General features: G+C 42.7%; 12 protein-coding genes. 7 read left to right on the plus strand and 5 right to left on the minus strand.

Annotation, left to right across the window (positions count from 1 at the left end; all coding sequences use genetic code 11):
- Positions 1-20: 20 nt before the first annotated feature.
- On the minus strand, positions 21-2,162 hold the full coding sequence (locus ACM0OW_RS03300; protein ID WP_414548609.1) for an NAD(P)/FAD-dependent oxidoreductase: 2,142 nt from the start codon (positions 2,160-2,162) through the stop codon (positions 21-23).
- A gap of 165 nt (positions 2,163-2,327) precedes the next feature.
- Between ACM0OW_RS03300 and ACM0OW_RS03305 the strand changes: the two genes are divergently transcribed.
- A complete protein-coding gene (locus ACM0OW_RS03305; RefSeq protein WP_323212104.1) occupies positions 2,328-2,561 on the plus strand; it encodes a hypothetical protein in 234 nt (77 codons plus the stop codon).
- Between the two features lie 20 nt (positions 2,562-2,581).
- Here ACM0OW_RS03305 and cimA read toward each other — a convergent pair whose 3' ends face one another.
- Positions 2,582-4,252 carry a citramalate synthase gene (cimA, locus tag ACM0OW_RS03310; protein ID WP_414548610.1) on the minus strand — a complete coding sequence of 557 codons (1,671 nt, stop codon included), beginning with the start codon at positions 4,250-4,252 and terminating at the stop codon, positions 2,582-2,584.
- Positions 4,253-4,327: 75 nt separating this feature from the next.
- Between cimA and ACM0OW_RS03315 the strand changes: the two genes are divergently transcribed.
- The 5 genes from ACM0OW_RS03315 (at position 4,328) to ACM0OW_RS03335 (ending at position 10,180) form a co-directional block, all read left to right on the plus strand.
- Entirely contained in the window at positions 4,328-4,666 is a 339-nt protein-coding gene (locus ACM0OW_RS03315; protein ID WP_414548611.1) for a 2Fe-2S iron-sulfur cluster-binding protein, read from the plus strand.
- Positions 4,667-4,690: 24 nt separating this feature from the next.
- On the plus strand, positions 4,691-5,152 hold the full coding sequence (locus tag ACM0OW_RS03320; RefSeq protein WP_414548612.1) for a hypothetical protein: 462 nt from the start codon (positions 4,691-4,693) through the stop codon (positions 5,150-5,152).
- 87 nt (positions 5,153-5,239) lie between these two features.
- Positions 5,240-7,213, plus strand: a complete 1,974-nt coding sequence (gene thiO / locus ACM0OW_RS03325; protein WP_414548613.1) for a glycine oxidase ThiO — start codon at positions 5,240-5,242, stop codon at positions 7,211-7,213.
- 166 nt (positions 7,214-7,379) lie between these two features.
- Positions 7,380-7,559 (plus strand): photosystem II assembly protein Psb34, encoded by a 180-nt coding sequence (gene psb34, locus ACM0OW_RS03330; RefSeq protein WP_414548614.1) that lies wholly within the window; start codon positions 7,380-7,382, stop codon positions 7,557-7,559.
- A gap of 404 nt (positions 7,560-7,963) precedes the next feature.
- Positions 7,964-10,180: a tetratricopeptide repeat protein gene (locus tag ACM0OW_RS03335; protein ID WP_414548615.1), complete on the plus strand. Its 2,217-nt coding sequence runs from the start codon at positions 7,964-7,966 to the stop codon at positions 10,178-10,180.
- A gap of 148 nt (positions 10,181-10,328) precedes the next feature.
- Here ACM0OW_RS03335 and ACM0OW_RS03340 read toward each other — a convergent pair whose 3' ends face one another.
- Together ACM0OW_RS03340 and ACM0OW_RS03345 are read right to left on the minus strand one after the other, a co-directional pair.
- A complete protein-coding gene (locus ACM0OW_RS03340) occupies positions 10,329-11,546 on the minus strand; it encodes a 4-hydroxy-3-methylbut-2-enyl diphosphate reductase (RefSeq protein ID WP_414548616.1) in 1,218 nt (405 codons plus the stop codon).
- Positions 11,547-11,635: 89 nt separating this feature from the next.
- Positions 11,636-12,394: an SGNH/GDSL hydrolase family protein gene (locus ACM0OW_RS03345; protein ID WP_414548617.1), complete on the minus strand. Its 759-nt coding sequence runs from the start codon at positions 12,392-12,394 to the stop codon at positions 11,636-11,638.
- 50 nt (positions 12,395-12,444) lie between these two features.
- Here ACM0OW_RS03345 and ACM0OW_RS03350 point away from each other — a divergent pair, with 50 nt between their 5' ends.
- On the plus strand, positions 12,445-12,624 hold the full coding sequence (locus ACM0OW_RS03350) for a hypothetical protein (protein WP_414548618.1): 180 nt from the start codon (positions 12,445-12,447) through the stop codon (positions 12,622-12,624).
- 30 nt (positions 12,625-12,654) lie between these two features.
- On the opposite strand, the gene ACM0OW_RS03355 is transcribed toward ACM0OW_RS03350, so the two are convergent.
- Positions 12,655-14,229, minus strand: a complete 1,575-nt coding sequence (locus tag ACM0OW_RS03355; RefSeq protein ID WP_414548619.1) for an ammonium transporter — start codon at positions 14,227-14,229, stop codon at positions 12,655-12,657.
- Positions 14,230-14,329 lie beyond the last annotated feature (100 nt).

The following is a 14,329-nucleotide window of genomic DNA, read 5'->3' on the forward strand; positions in this document are numbered from 1 at the left end:
ATTTTGGGCGTATCTTGCCGCTAATTCAGGATTTTAGCTTCTGATTTGGAGATGATGGCATCTGGATTGACTGGTGCTGAATCGTTTGGCGATCGCACTGACAAGTTAGTTCCCAGTTTACCAGCAGCGATCGCATAGTTAATCACCAACAGCCGCAACCACAACGCCGGATACCGGGGTTCCAGCCAAGATTGACTCCGCATCAACAAGCGGGGAAACCATCCTCTGAGTAAAGCACTGACGAGGGAATCAAGACCGAAGCTAAAATAATTACCCAGCCACCGGACTAAATCCCTAAATCCAGCTAGTTGCCAAATCCATAACAGCAAGGCTGGATTTTTGCGCGCAGCTTTCAGTGCTAAACGGTTAAAAGTCCACCAATCACACCGATCTTTGATGAAATTGTCTGCTACCTCTGGTGGTTCATCGGCTAATAAACCAAAGAAGGTATTCAGCATTGAGTTTATCCGTTGGGGTGGTAAAAATTTCCCAGTGGGAACCATCATGCCTTTAGAAAATAGCCAAGTTACAGAAACGTTACTTTGGTAAGCCCGAATCCTGTTTAAATCGCGGAAACTCAGCAAGTCATGCTTGAGGGCTGTATCTAACAGTGTTGTTAAACGGTCTAAGTTGCGAACTAGAGAACCAAAACCTGTGAACACCAAGGGCGACTGGAGGGATGCAGCATCACCAATGGCAATTAAGCGATCAAAGGCAATGGTGCGATCGCTACTTCCTACACTAAAATGTCCCGGTATATAGCCAAATGTCGGCTTTTTCCACACCAGTTTATCTAAATCACAGCGTCGATACTCTGGCAAAATCGCGAAAAAGTCCTCATACATTTCCAGCAAAGAACCAGGATTTTTGGCATTGACTTCGTGGTAATGAAATAAATAAATTGTCAATTCTTCACCAAATCCGGGGAATAATTCCCAAATTAACTGCCTTCCCCTGGAAATATCACCGTGACTGTAAAGCACATCTCCATACTGGGAATCCCAAACCCCTGGTTCAAATCCCCCCTCAATCACTGCGCCCACAGTGGGACATACACTGTCAAAGGCACGACCACCATTTAATTGCCAAGCAATAGGCGAAGCAGTTCCCATAGCATCAATTAATAGTAGCCCACTGACGCGCTGCTGATTTTTACTGGGTAAATGCTTGACTGTAATCGTCACCTGTGATTCGTCAATATCGGCACGCATGAACTCTGTTTCATCCCAGATGTCGCCCCCGGCATCTCGGAGTTTTTCCCCGCACATCCGCAGCCATTTCTCAGAGTCTAAGGCGATATTTAAGACAGTGGGGGTGTGTAGAATAGGCGATCGCAATTTAACCGGATTATTGCCATCAAAAAACTTATTGAATCCGTCCTTATATTCCCGAACAATCACAGTTTCTAACTCGGCGGCTGTTACCAAACCCAAATTAATTAAACTTTGCAGCTCATCACGAGAAATATTCCATTCTCGATTCATCCGTCCAAAAGGCAAACGTTCCACTAGCAGCACTTTATATCCCAATCTGGCCATCACAGCCGCATGAATTACCCCTAACGCGCCGCCGATGTAAATCAGATCGTAAGTAGATGGTAAGGAAGATGTTATACTACTGTCTTTCTGACCTCCCCCAAATTCTCCATTTTGGGAAAAAATTACTTGACGGGGCTGCCGAGGATTTCGGACACCTTCGCGCCATCTTTGCTCCCACCAGTAAGCACGATTGAGGTCATATTCCCCATTCGGCATTTGCTGAAAATATTTGACTGTCAGGGGGTAAACAGGTTCTAATTCCTCGAAAATCGATTTTTGGGAATCAATAGCCGGAGGTTCAGGGTATTTATGGGCAAATTGCTTTCTGATTTCCTGACTTAGACGTTGCAGAATTTGTCCTTCTCCAGAAACAGGCTGATCTCCCCAACGAAATACTTTTAGATAAGTAGTTCGCTGCACTGACCAGACAAATACAGAAAGTTCCCTCGGTAATTTTCCGGTAATGGCTGCGTCATCATTTTTAGCTGCTGTCGGTACTTTCAGGCGAAAGCCATCCGGTCGGAGTAATTTTTCCCCGGTTCCTGGTTCAAATTCAATTTGCAACCAAGTAAGTACAGTTGCAGTATCCGGTGTGGGAACTTCCAAATAAAGTATTTCTTCCATGATTTTTTGCTGACATCTCCGATGAATCTATTCACTCAGACAGATTTTATAAAGGTAGAAACTACGCTAGACTCCGCCCTATTGGTTCAATAAAGATTGAGTAAAGAATTTTTAATAGTTTGTCAAAGTTTATTGTTCATTTTGTATTTTTTTTAATCCTACGCCATGAATTATCCCATCCCAGACAGTCCCCAGGAAATTTTTGCCCTACGGCAACAGCCAATTGATGCAGAATTAGTCGCCTCAGCCATCGCCGGAGTGATCAAACTTGTGCGTTCTCAGGGACAATCCTTAGAAGAATTAACTGCTCAACTACTAGCTGACGATCCCATGTTAAATCAGCAACAACGGCGTTGGCTGAGTCAATTGGTCACGCAATCCTGGGAACAGTTTTCTTGATGGTCATTAGTCATTGGTCATTAGGAAGTTGCCGTCTTCTCCCCCCGGCTCCCTGCACCCTGCCCCCCTGCCTCTTCCCCCCTGGCTTGGGAATGTAACAACAAACCATATTCCAAGCCCTCTACAACTGCTTGATAGGAAGCTGCCAAAATGTTGGGGGAAACTCCGACAGTTGTCCAACGTTCAGAACCAGTACCTGATTCTACTAATACACGAGTTTTCGCTGCTGTACCAGTATGTCCGTTAAGAATCCGCACTTTGTAATCTGTTAATTCAAAGGTGGCAATTTGGGGATAAAAATTCACTAAAGCTTTGCGTAATGCGGCATCCAAAGCGGCAACGGGGCCATTTCCTTCTGCTGCTTCCAAAATATTTTTCCCATTCACCCCTAATTTTACTGTGGCTAGGGCATTGTTAGTTTCTTTACCTTCAACTAAATCACAATGTACTTGGAAACCTTTGACTTCAAAAAACTTCTGACGACCACCCAAAGCTTCGTACATCAACAGGGCAAAACTCGCTTCTGCTGCTTCAAATTGATATCCTTCACTTTCTAATTCTTTGAGGCGTTGTAGAATTTGTCGGGCGGCTGGTTTGTCCTTATCTAGTTCAATGCCAAAACTCCGGGCTTTGGCTAAAACATTACTGAGTCCAGATTGTTCGGAAATTACTATGCGGCGAAGATTACCGACTTCTTCTGGTTGAATGTGTTCGTAAGTGAGGGGGTTTCGTTCTACTGCTGAGACATGGATACCACCTTTATGAGCAAAAGCTGAACGTCCTACAAAGGGGGCGTGTTCGTCGGGGGCGAGGTTTACGACCTCACTCACAAAGCGACTAACTTCTGTAAGTTGATTTAGCTGGTGTTCTGCGATACAGCTATAACCAAGCTTAAGTTGTAGATTGGGAATTAATGAACAGAGGTTAGCATTACCACATCGTTCACCGTAGCCGTTAATTGTACCTTGTACCATTTTGGCCCCTGCCATGACAGCAGCTAAAGCGTTAGCTACGGCTGTATCTGAATCGTTATGAGTGTGGATGCCGATTTGGGGGGTTGGTTTTTGACTATTAACTGATGAGACATAATTAATTACTGATTCCACGACTTGACCAACTTCGTGGGGTAAAGTACCACCATTTGTATCACAGAGGACTAGCCATTCTGCACCTGCTGCGATCGCCACTTCTAATGTCTGTAAAGCATAATCTTGATTGTGCTTGTAGCCATCAAACCAGTGTTCAGCATCATAAATCACCCGTCGCCCTTGTAAACAAAGATACTCGATAGTATCTCGAATCATGGCGAGATTTTCTGTTAAAGTCGTCTTGAGTCCGGCTGTAACGTGTAAATCCCAAGATTTGCCAAACACTGTCACCCAACGAGTACCCGCAGTTAAAATTGCTTGCAGCATTGGCTCCGTGTCAGCAGTGGTATGAGGGCGGCGTGTAGAACAAAAAGCCACAACTTCTGCTTGTTTTAGCGGATACTCTTGCAATTGCCAGAAGAACTGAACATCCTTGGGATTGGCACCAGGCCAACCACCTTCGATGAATGGAACTCCCAATTGGTCGAGTCTGCGGGCAATGCGTAACTTATCTTCTATAGAAACTGAGAGCATCTCGCGCTGAGTGCCATCGCGTAGCGTGGTGTCATATAGCCAAAGTTGAGGTGAGGGGTTTGTGGTCATAAAACTGAGACTTGCGAGACAACTAGTAAGGCGATGTGCCAATATACAACAAAAAGCCTGTTTGGTAATTAAGATATGCCCAAGGTACTAGCTCAAGGTAAGACAATTGAGTGCTACGCGGGAGCTAATTTACGGCGAGTTTTGCAGCAAAATGATATTGACCTTTATAATGGCGGCGCTAAGTTAATCAACTGTCGAGGTATTGGCAGTTGTGGAACCTGTGCAGTCAAAGTAGAAGGTGAGGTATCTGCTGCAAATTGGCGAGACAAAGCGAGACGTTCGCTTCCTCCCCATTCTCCTACAACAGAACTCCGTTTAGCTTGTCAAACTGAGGTACTAGGGGATGTAAAAGTCACAAAATTTGATGGATTTTGGGGACAAGGTTCCCAAATAGTATGGACACCAGAAGGTTAGGTTAAAAAAGGAGAAAATATTAAGATGGGTAGATGGACTCCACTAATTCTCATGGCCGGAGGCTTGGCAATTTTACTGGGTACGTTATTAGGGATTAATTTCCCGATGGGTGGACAACAAACCGCCAGTAATGATGCTGCTGACGGCAAAACATCCAAAGTACTTCCAGCTAATATTAATGTAAATAGCTCCTCTCCTAGCAGGACTACAAGTAATGAAACAGCCCCTGAAAGTAGCGGTAGCGTTGCTCAGGATAATTTTTCTACTTCTGAAAATAGAGGTAGTGTTGCTCAAGATAGCTTTTCTACTTCTGAAAATAGAGGTAGTGTTGCTCAAAGTAATGATTCTTCTTCCAGTTCTGAGAGGACGACATCAGGTACTAGAAGCACAGGCTTTGGGTCAAGTACAACCTCAACTTCAACCAGCACAGCTAGCACAGCCAGCACCAGCAATCAGGGTAGAAGTCCAATTCGGGCTTTGTGGTAAACCAGCATAGTCGTGACGAGTTATTAGTTATGGGTTATTAGTTTATGTACTAATGGTAAATAGCTAATGATAAATGACTAATGACTAATGACTAGTGACGTTTTGATTATTGGTGGCGGCGTGATTGGCTTGGCGATCGCCGTGGAATTAAAATTGCGCGGAGGCTCTGTCACCGTGCTTTGCCGTGATTTTCAGGCTGCTGCTACCCACGCCGCCGCCGGGATGTTAGCACCAGATGCGGAAAACATTCCCAATGGTGCAATGCTTTCTTTGTGTAGGCGATCGCGTGCCTTATATTCAGACTGGACGCACAAACTCGAAGACTTAACTGGTTTAAATACTGGTTACTGGTCTTGTGGAATTTTAGCACCAGTTTATCAAGGACAAGAAGATAAATTAGATACTGCTCCTGCCCAATTTCCATATTGGCTAAATCAAGCCGCAATTCATCAATATCAGCCAGGATTGGGTTCGGAAGTCGTTGGTGGCTGGTGGTATCCAGAAGATGGACAAGTTGACAATCGGGCTTTAATAAATGTACTGAGGACAGCTGCTGAGTCTCTAGGTGTTGAACTCAAAGATGGCATTAAAGTAGAAGCATTTTTACAGCAGTCTGGAGAAGTTGTTGGCGTACAAACAAACACAGGCGTGATTCGTGCTGACCATTATGTTTTAGCCACTGGTGCATGGTCTAATGAATTATTACCATTACCTGTAAGTCCTCGCAAAGGACAAATGTTGAGGGTGCGAGTCCCAGACTTTATCCCCGAATTACCCCTGACGCGGGTTTTGTTTGGAGATAATATTTACATCGTACCGAGGCGAAACCGTTCTATTATTATTGGGGCAACAAGTGAAGATGTGGGTTTTACGCCCCACAACACCCCCGCAGGTATTCAAACTTTACTTCAACAAGCCATAAGTCTATATCCCCAATTACAGGATTATCCCATTCAGGAATTTTGGTGGGGATTTCGTCCAGCGACACCTGATGAGTTACCGATTTTCGGCACTAGCCACTGTAAAAATTTAACTTTGGCTACAGGTCATTATCGTAATGGTATATTACTTGCGCCGCTCACAGCAGCATTAATTGCCGATTTGATTTGGGAACACAAATCTGATCCCATATTGTCTAATTTCCACTATTCCCGCTTTCATAGTCAGTCATCTACCCCCACTTCTATGCTTACCCACTCTGCCAACTTCTCTAACGGAAATATTGCGGTTGAAGAAAAAGTGGAAGACGCGATGAATCGCGTCTCTACAAGTCCACCTTTGGTAATTGCTGGGAGGACGTTTCAATCGCGTTTAATGACGGGGACAGGCAAATATCGCAGTATTGAGGAAATGCAGCAAAGTGTTGTTGCTAGTGGTTGCCAGATTGTAACTGTGGCAGTTAGAAGGGTACAAACGAAAGCCGCAGGACATGAAGGTTTAGCTGAAGCTTTGGATTGGACAAAAATCTGGATGTTGCCCAATACTGCCGGCTGTGAAACCGCAGAAGAGGCGATTCGGGTGGCGCGTTTGGGGCGTGAAATGGCGAAACTTTTGGGACAGGAAGATAATAATTTTGTGAAATTGGAAGTTATACCTGATCCGAAATATTTACTTCCTGATCCGATTGGGACACTGCAAGCTGCTGAACAGCTAGTCAAAGAAGGTTTTGCTGTACTGCCTTACATTAATGCCGATCCGATGTTAGCCAAGCGTCTAGAAGATGTAGGCTGTGCCACAGTTATGCCTTTAGCGTCCCCCATTGGTTCAGGACAAGGGCTGAAAACAACGGCTAATATTCAAATTATCATTGAGAATGCCAATATCCCTGTAGTGGTAGATGCCGGCATTGGCTCACCCTCTGAAGCTGCCCAGGCGATGGAATTAGGTGCAGATGCTTTATTAATTAATAGTGCGATCGCCCTTTCCCAAAACCCCCCAGCAATGGCTCAAGCCATGAATTTAGCAGCCGTAGCCGGTCGTATGGCTTACCTAGCTGGCAGAATGCCCCTGAAAACCTATGCTAGTGCCAGTTCACCACTCACCGGTACAATTACTAATTAGAGAATCGGTGAAGAAGCAGGGGGGCAGGGGACAGGGGGGAGTTAGAAATTACTTTAACTTTCCTCTGCTTGCTTTTCAACGTAAAGATTTGTCTCTAAGTATGAAAGCAGAATATAGGGCTTATGTAACATAAAACGAATAAAAGCAAATAATCAGGAATTTATTCATGCCCTATACAAACGAAGAAGGCGGTCGTCTGAACAATTTCGCCCGCGAACCAAAGGTTTACCAAGCAGAACCTCCGACAAACAGCCAAAAACGTACCTATATTTTCTTAGGATTCGCTGCTATATTGTTGGTTGCTGGGTTAATTGTTGTTGCCTTCTCTGTTTCTCATGTTACTTGAGCATCCAATTTTTTAATAAAATTTAAAAAATTTAAATCTTGAGTTTCAAGGTTTCTATGTGAGCAGGAACCTTGTTTTTTGTTTTTTTGTTAGAATTATATATAAAGTTTTAAGTATAAATAAATACTTTCTACTTTATATAGCAACTGTCAAGGAAGTTAGCACATTTTTGCTTCCTGAAAGCCTTGATGTAGAGGTGGGTTTATTAAAATTATTATTAGTAATTGAGTATATCTGTAAACCCGCCCCTATTTGGTTTCTATTCAGCACTTGGCTGTACTTCCACAAATCTGAAAAAGCTAAAGCATACTGAGCAGATCAACAGTCATAATTAAATTTTTGTCTGTCTGCTGTCATTTAACCTGTAAAACTTATACATACCATGTTTGGGCTTCTTAGCCGCCATGAGCGTGAATGATACTAAAAACCGCAGTAATTTTACTTGGAACCGACAAGTATATCATCGTTTAAAACTTGCCCTTAGTCTTGGTTTAAGACGACAATTTTTTTTGGCAGTTAGTGACAATTTACACTTACGCAATCAAGTGGCCGCCCGTTTGCATTCTACTTTAGCTTATCCAGTCGGGCAAGTGCTATATAAACCTGTGAACAGTTATGAAACTAGCACTCCAGCTTATCCACGATTGGTGACATTAAGGTTGAATTTAAGTGATCCTAATCCTATTGAACAGATAAATCAATGGCTGGCTAATTATCCGCCACCAATTGTTGGGGCATCAAAAAATACGTCAGGTAGACCTTTACCCATACCGATATTTCAGATTGTCGGTGTGGAACAGTTAACTAAACAACCAGTGGCGATACAGCGTTTATTTTTACATTATTTGCGCTTAAGTGAGCAGACTTTTTCTAGTCAAGAGTCTACTCAGTCTCTAGAATCCAGCGTACTGTTGTGGGTATCGCGTCCTTGGTTATCCGCTATTGAGCAATCAGCACCACAATTCTGGCGCTGGCGGACTGGTGTGTTTGTATTTGCGGGAGAACCCACACCAACGACAGAAAATCAAGGTTATCCAGAACGTTATGACCGTTCTAGAAATGTGGATTTAGAAGATATTGAGCAATCTGTTCTCGATGAATCAATCATCGAAGCTGAACTTAAAGCCTCGTCTGCTAACGGCTTAAAATTTGGGGATGATTTTGACTTTCCAGTGGAATCAACAACGCATTCTTCAGAACAACAACAAGAAACTTTAGCGTTAACTGCGGAATTGTTGAAGACTGCAAAGCAGCAACAAAAATTCACTACCAGATCCAGTCAAGGTAATAACCCATTGCAATTTTCGTTATCTCATATTAATAAAGATTTAACCGAACTAATTATACCAACGCTCAACAGGACTACGGCTGAAAATGGAGAGGATAATCAACCAGCGCAGCAAATTCTCTTCGAGATTGAAGAACTACACTCACAACAAGCTTCTGGAGAGGTATTAGCAGCCGAGTATCTTCGTTTAGGAAATTTATATCGTCTACGCATTGAACAGGGAAAGTCAAGTCTAGAAAATTTGATGGTGGCAATTCTCGCTTATCAGGAGGCGGCTACCTACGATGAAACTTCACCGCAACTGCCAGATATTTTAAATGACTTGGGTACACTTTACTGGATGCTGCACCGCGCCCCTCATAATACAGGCGATGGAAAAGTTTATATAGAGCAGGGAATTGAGTTTTATAATTTAGCTGCAAAGTTGATATATCCCACAGAACAATCAGATACTTATGCACGGGTACAAAATAATCTCGGTACTGCTTATGGTGATTTAGCTCGTTTTGCTCAACCTTCGGAAAATTGGCAAAAAGCAGTCTTAGCTTACAGTGAAGCACTGCGATATCGGACAGCCGATATAGAACCATTAAAGTATGCTGCTTGTCAAAATAATTTAGGCACTGCCTACTGGCATTTAGGGCAGTATAATCAACCAGTGGTGAATTTGCAGAAAGCGATCGCATCATACAGTAAAGCGTTAGTTCACTACAGTCCGAAACAGGAACCGTTGAAATATGGGATGATTCAAAATAATATTGGTACTGCCTTTTGGAATTTGGCACAATATGACGAACAACCAGCAAAAAATCTGCAACTAGCGATTGATGTCTACCTCGACGCTTTAAAATATCGCACTCCTGCGAATGTTCCCACTGCTTGTGCTGCGACACAAAATAATCTGGGTACTGCCTATTGGCATTTAGCCAACTTATCACAAACAACTCAGGAGTCACGACAAAATTTATTACAATTGTCTATTGAGGCTTATGATGAAGCTATTGCCTTGGCTCACTCACTTAGCGGTACACCTTTAAGTTTTGATTTGTTTGCTGCTCATAATAATTTGGCTTTAGCTCATTATCAGCTAATCACAGATAATTCTTTCAATAGTGACAAAGCTGCAAGTTCACAACACCTGGAGGCAGCATTAAAGAATCATTTGCAAGCCTTAAATGGATTTAGCCCAGACTCAGAGGCTTATCAAACAACTTTCACTTATATTCTGAAAACAATTCGAGCTTTCCACAGTCAATTGGGGATACAAGGACAAAATTTAGCTTTATCTCAGATTCCTGGTCATTTGTTGCCGGAAATTTTACCCAGGTTGTAGTTATAGAGAAGTGCTGAGTGCTGAGTGCTGAGTGCTGAGTAGAAATTAAGTAAAAAATTGTAGGTTGGGTTGACGTAAGGAAACCCAACATCATTATTATTGGCAGCGTTGGGTTGCGCTGCGCTTAACCCAACCTACGTTTAATTTACTACTCAGCACTCATTACTGGTACTAATGCCTTTAATGCGAAAATATTTTCCATGATGTCTTCGACTACTTTATCTGGAGTGGAAGCACCAGAGGTTACTCCTACGACTATTTTGCCATTGGGTAGCCAGTTTTGTGCGATCGCTAATTCTCCATTTAACTGGCGATGTTCTATAGCATTTGCTGATTTAATGCGTTCTACACAGTCAATGTGATAAGAAGGAATTTTCCTTTCAGCTGCAATTTGTTGTAATTGAGCCGTATTCGATGAATTAAATCCCCCAATTACTAACATTAAATCTAATTTTTCTTGTACTAATTCCAACATGGCATCTTGCCGTTCTTGAGTAGCATCACAGATGGTATTAAAGCTTTGGAAATGCTGATTTAGCTCAATGGTTCCATACTTCTGCATCATTGTCCGCTCAAACAGCTTACCAATTTGCTCAGTTTCATCTTTGAGCATGGTGGTTTGGTTGGCAATCCCCACTCTTTGCAAGTCCTGATCAGGGTCAAATCCTGCCGAACAAGCTTTAGCGAATTTTTGCAAGAATTCTTCGCGATTGCCTCCATTCAGAATATAATCTGCAACATATTGGGCTTCTTTTAAATTCAGCACAATCAGATATTTGCCAGCGAAGGAACTAGTAGCAATTGTTTCTTCGTGCTTATATTTACCGTGAATAATGGAAGTGTAAGCAACTTTTTTGTGCTTTTCTACGGTATTCCAAACTTTAGACACCCAAGGACAAGTGGTATCTACAATTTTGCAACCTTGATCATGGAGGATTTGCATTTCTTGAACGCTGGCTCCAAATGCGGGTAGGATGACTACATCACCGCTCTGCACTACAGAAAAATCCTTTATACCAGCTTCCATCGGTACAAAACCAATATTCATTTCCTGCATTCGTTGATTCACAGAGGGATTGTGAATAATCTCGTTGGTAATCCAGATGCGTTCTGTGGGGAAATGCTGACGGGTTTCATAAGCCATTGCTATAGCGCGTTCTACACCCCAGCAAAAACCAAAGGCTTGGGCTAGTCTGATGGTGACATCACCTCTTTGCAAGATGTAATTGCGATCGCGAATTTCTTGAATCAAGTTACTTTGATACTCAGATTGCAACTGGGTAGTCACTTCGGCTTTGTGTCCAAATCCCTTGCGGTTGTAATTGTCTGAATGTTGGAGTGTACGTTTAAAAGCTTTTGTATCCATTGTATTGGCAATTTAAATCACTATTTCTTATTTTCTCGTGCTAAGACACGATTTGATAGAAGATGTAAAAATTTAAGTAGAAATTAAGCCTACTTTCTACTCCCTACTTCCATATTGTTATACATTTGTAACGCAGTTCGCCAAACTAGATAACCTGTGGAATTCAGATGTAAACCATCAGTAGTAAATTGACTGCGGAGATTACCCTGCTGATTGGTAAACAAAGGATACAAGTCGAGGTATTTAACACCTACTTTGGTAGCTGTTTTTTGTAGTTGTTGATTTAACTGGCGAATCCGACTGTTGGGAATCTTCAGCAGTTTATCTTTTCCCTCCCAAGTTGCTTCTTCATCCCCATGAGGCAAAATTGACTGGATAACGATTTGCGCTTGCGGATGGGTTTTACGGAGGTAAGTCATAATTTTTCTCTGATTTTCTATAATGACTCGATCACTTACCCCCCGGACGAGATCATTAATCCCAATCATCACAAAAATTACCTCTGGCTGGGTACTGTCAAATAAATCTAATCTTCTTAATAGTCCATCACTGGATTCACCAGAAATCGCCTGATTGAGCCAATTTCTATCTTCAGGTAACAACTCAGGCGGAAACCACAGACTCAGAGAATCTCCTGTAAGGATACTTAAACGCTCAGGAGGTTGGTCAGAGGCCACTTTAGCTTCTTGCTTAAGAATATCTACCCACTGCTGATAAGTGAGTTGATGACGGGAACCTAACTCTGGTGTGGCGACTTGGGTTTGACGAACTTGATCTGGGGAGAGTGGATTGCCAAAAACAGCTTTAAATCGCTGTTGTTGCCAAATGAGCAAGATAACCGCCAACATGAGTATGCTGTTGGTTACTAGCAAGAAAAATCCCCAGAGAGGAAAGGTTTTTGCAGAAGTGGACACGAATAGCAAAATATACCAATGATTTGACTCAGATTTTAAATCCTTCGCGCCAATATGTCATTAGTGCTGACTGTAGAGACGCGATTTATCGCGTCTTGATTTATCAGCTAGAAAAAATTTTGCATGAAAAAACCCGCCAGTTAGACCAAGGTCAAAAATTTTAGGGGCGGGTGTTGTTGAATAATCAAACAGAATTAATATTTATCTTGTGAGATTCCAGATGAACCATATCCTTCAGGAAATCCACCAGGACTAGTTTCTGTGACAAATCCATTGTATGCTTCCATACCGTGTTCGCTGATATCCAAACCTTCTAACTCTTCTTCACGAGAGACTCGGATACCTAAAGTAGCCTTAAGTAATAGCCAGAAGATGCTGCTAACAACAACTGTGATCCCACCTACACTCAGAATACCCACCAGTTGAATGAATAACTGTCCTAAACCACCACCGGCAAATAAACCCGCAGTGGGTCCAGCACCTTCACCGTACCAAGAATAAACACCAGGACCGACAGACCAGAGTCCAACTGCTAGAGTTCCCCAGATACCGCAAACTAGGTGAACTGATGTTGCTCCTACTGGGTCATCAATCTTAATTTTGTCAAAGAGTGTGACTGAGAAGACTACAATGACTCCGGCAATAAAGCCGATGAGTAAAGAAGCCGGAATACCTACGTAAGCACAAGGGGCTGTAATTGCTACCAAGCCAGCCAATACGCCGTTGATAATCATTGATAGGTCTGGCTTACCTAAGTAAATCCAAGCTGTACCTGTAGCGGCAACTGCACCCGCAGCAGCAGCCATATTAGTTGTAACAGCTATGTGAGCGATCGCGTTAGCATCAGCAGCCATTGTGGAACCGGGGTTAAAACCAAACCAGCCCAACCACAGAATTAAACAGCCCAAGGTAGCAATACTCATATTGTGACCTGGTAAAGCCACAGTTTGATCGTCTTGATATTTACCGATGCGTGGACCGAGAAATGCTGCTCCCATTAAAGCCGCCCAACCACCAACGGAGTGAACCACGGTAGAACCCGCAAAATCCCAGAATCCAAATTCACTTAACCAACCACCACCCCAAATCCAATGTCCGGTGATGGGGTAAGCAATACCGACAAGTAGGATGCTGAAGATTAAGAAGTCAGCAAATTTAATGCGTTCGGCGACTGCACCAGAAACAATTGTGGCCGCAGTTCCTGCAAATGCTAATTGAAATAAAAACTTGGCGGCTAAAGGTACACCAGCCCAACTCAGAGAACTGAAGACACCTTGATAAGCATCGCCTGTTACAGGACTGTTATCTGCTCCTGAGATGAAAAACCCAGAGGTTCCCAAGAAGCTATTACCATCACCAAACATAATCCCAAAGCCAATTGCCCAAAAAGCAATACTAGCTAGAGCAAAAACAATTAAGTTTTTAGAAAGAACGTTGACGGCGTTTTTCTGGCGACAGAAGCCAGTTTCTAACATCCCGAAACCAGCATTCATAAAGAATACTAAAAAGGCCGCAACTGCTACCCAAAGCGTGTCCAGAGCTACTTTCAATTCTGCTGTGGTTGGTCCGGCATCTGGTGTTTGGGCAACTGCTACATAACCCCAGCCCAAAACAATCAAACAAGCTAGAGGTATACAGGCTTGCCAGCTAGGAGAGAGTTTCTGAATTCCTAGCTTTAATTTTTGGAATTTTGAGTTAAATTGTGTATTTTTAGCGTATTTTCTTGCAGACAGTGACCTATTTTTTCTTCGGGATTTTTGTTTGTACATGAGTTTAAATTACAGCCTCCAATCTTGTACGAAAAAGATTACTTTAGCCAACAGAATAGAGCCAAAAGTTAAACCTAATGGATTATGATATGTGTCATTT

Source organism: Anabaena sp. CCY 0017, assembly GCF_963920885.1.
In the GTDB taxonomy this organism is placed as follows: Bacteria; Cyanobacteriota; Cyanobacteriia; order Cyanobacteriales; family Nostocaceae; genus Nodularia.

Coding starts and splice junctions, on each gene's coding strand:
- ACM0OW_RS03345 (WP_414548617.1), bottom strand. CDS start 12,394: ATGTTGGCGGTTATCTTGCTCATTTGGCAACAACAGCGATTTAAAGCT.
- ACM0OW_RS03340 (WP_414548616.1), bottom strand. CDS start 11,546: ATGGATACAAAAGCTTTTAAACGTACACTCCAACATTCAGACAATTAC.
- ACM0OW_RS03335 (WP_414548615.1), top strand. CDS start 7,964: ATGAGCGTGAATGATACTAAAAACCGCAGTAATTTTACTTGGAACCGA.
- thiO (WP_414548613.1), top strand. CDS start 5,240: ATGACTAGTGACGTTTTGATTATTGGTGGCGGCGTGATTGGCTTGGCG.
- ACM0OW_RS03320 (WP_414548612.1), top strand. CDS start 4,691: ATGGGTAGATGGACTCCACTAATTCTCATGGCCGGAGGCTTGGCAATT.
- cimA (WP_414548610.1), bottom strand. CDS start 4,252: ATGACCACAAACCCCTCACCTCAACTTTGGCTATATGACACCACGCTA.
- ACM0OW_RS03305 (WP_323212104.1), top strand. CDS start 2,328: ATGAATTATCCCATCCCAGACAGTCCCCAGGAAATTTTTGCCCTACGG.
- ACM0OW_RS03300 (WP_414548609.1), bottom strand. CDS start 2,162: ATGGAAGAAATACTTTATTTGGAAGTTCCCACACCGGATACTGCAACT.
- ACM0OW_RS03355 (WP_414548619.1), bottom strand. CDS start 14,229: ATGTACAAACAAAAATCCCGAAGAAAAAATAGGTCACTGTCTGCAAGA.
- psb34 (WP_414548614.1), top strand. CDS start 7,380: ATGCCCTATACAAACGAAGAAGGCGGTCGTCTGAACAATTTCGCCCGC.
- ACM0OW_RS03315 (WP_414548611.1), top strand. CDS start 4,328: ATGCCCAAGGTACTAGCTCAAGGTAAGACAATTGAGTGCTACGCGGGA.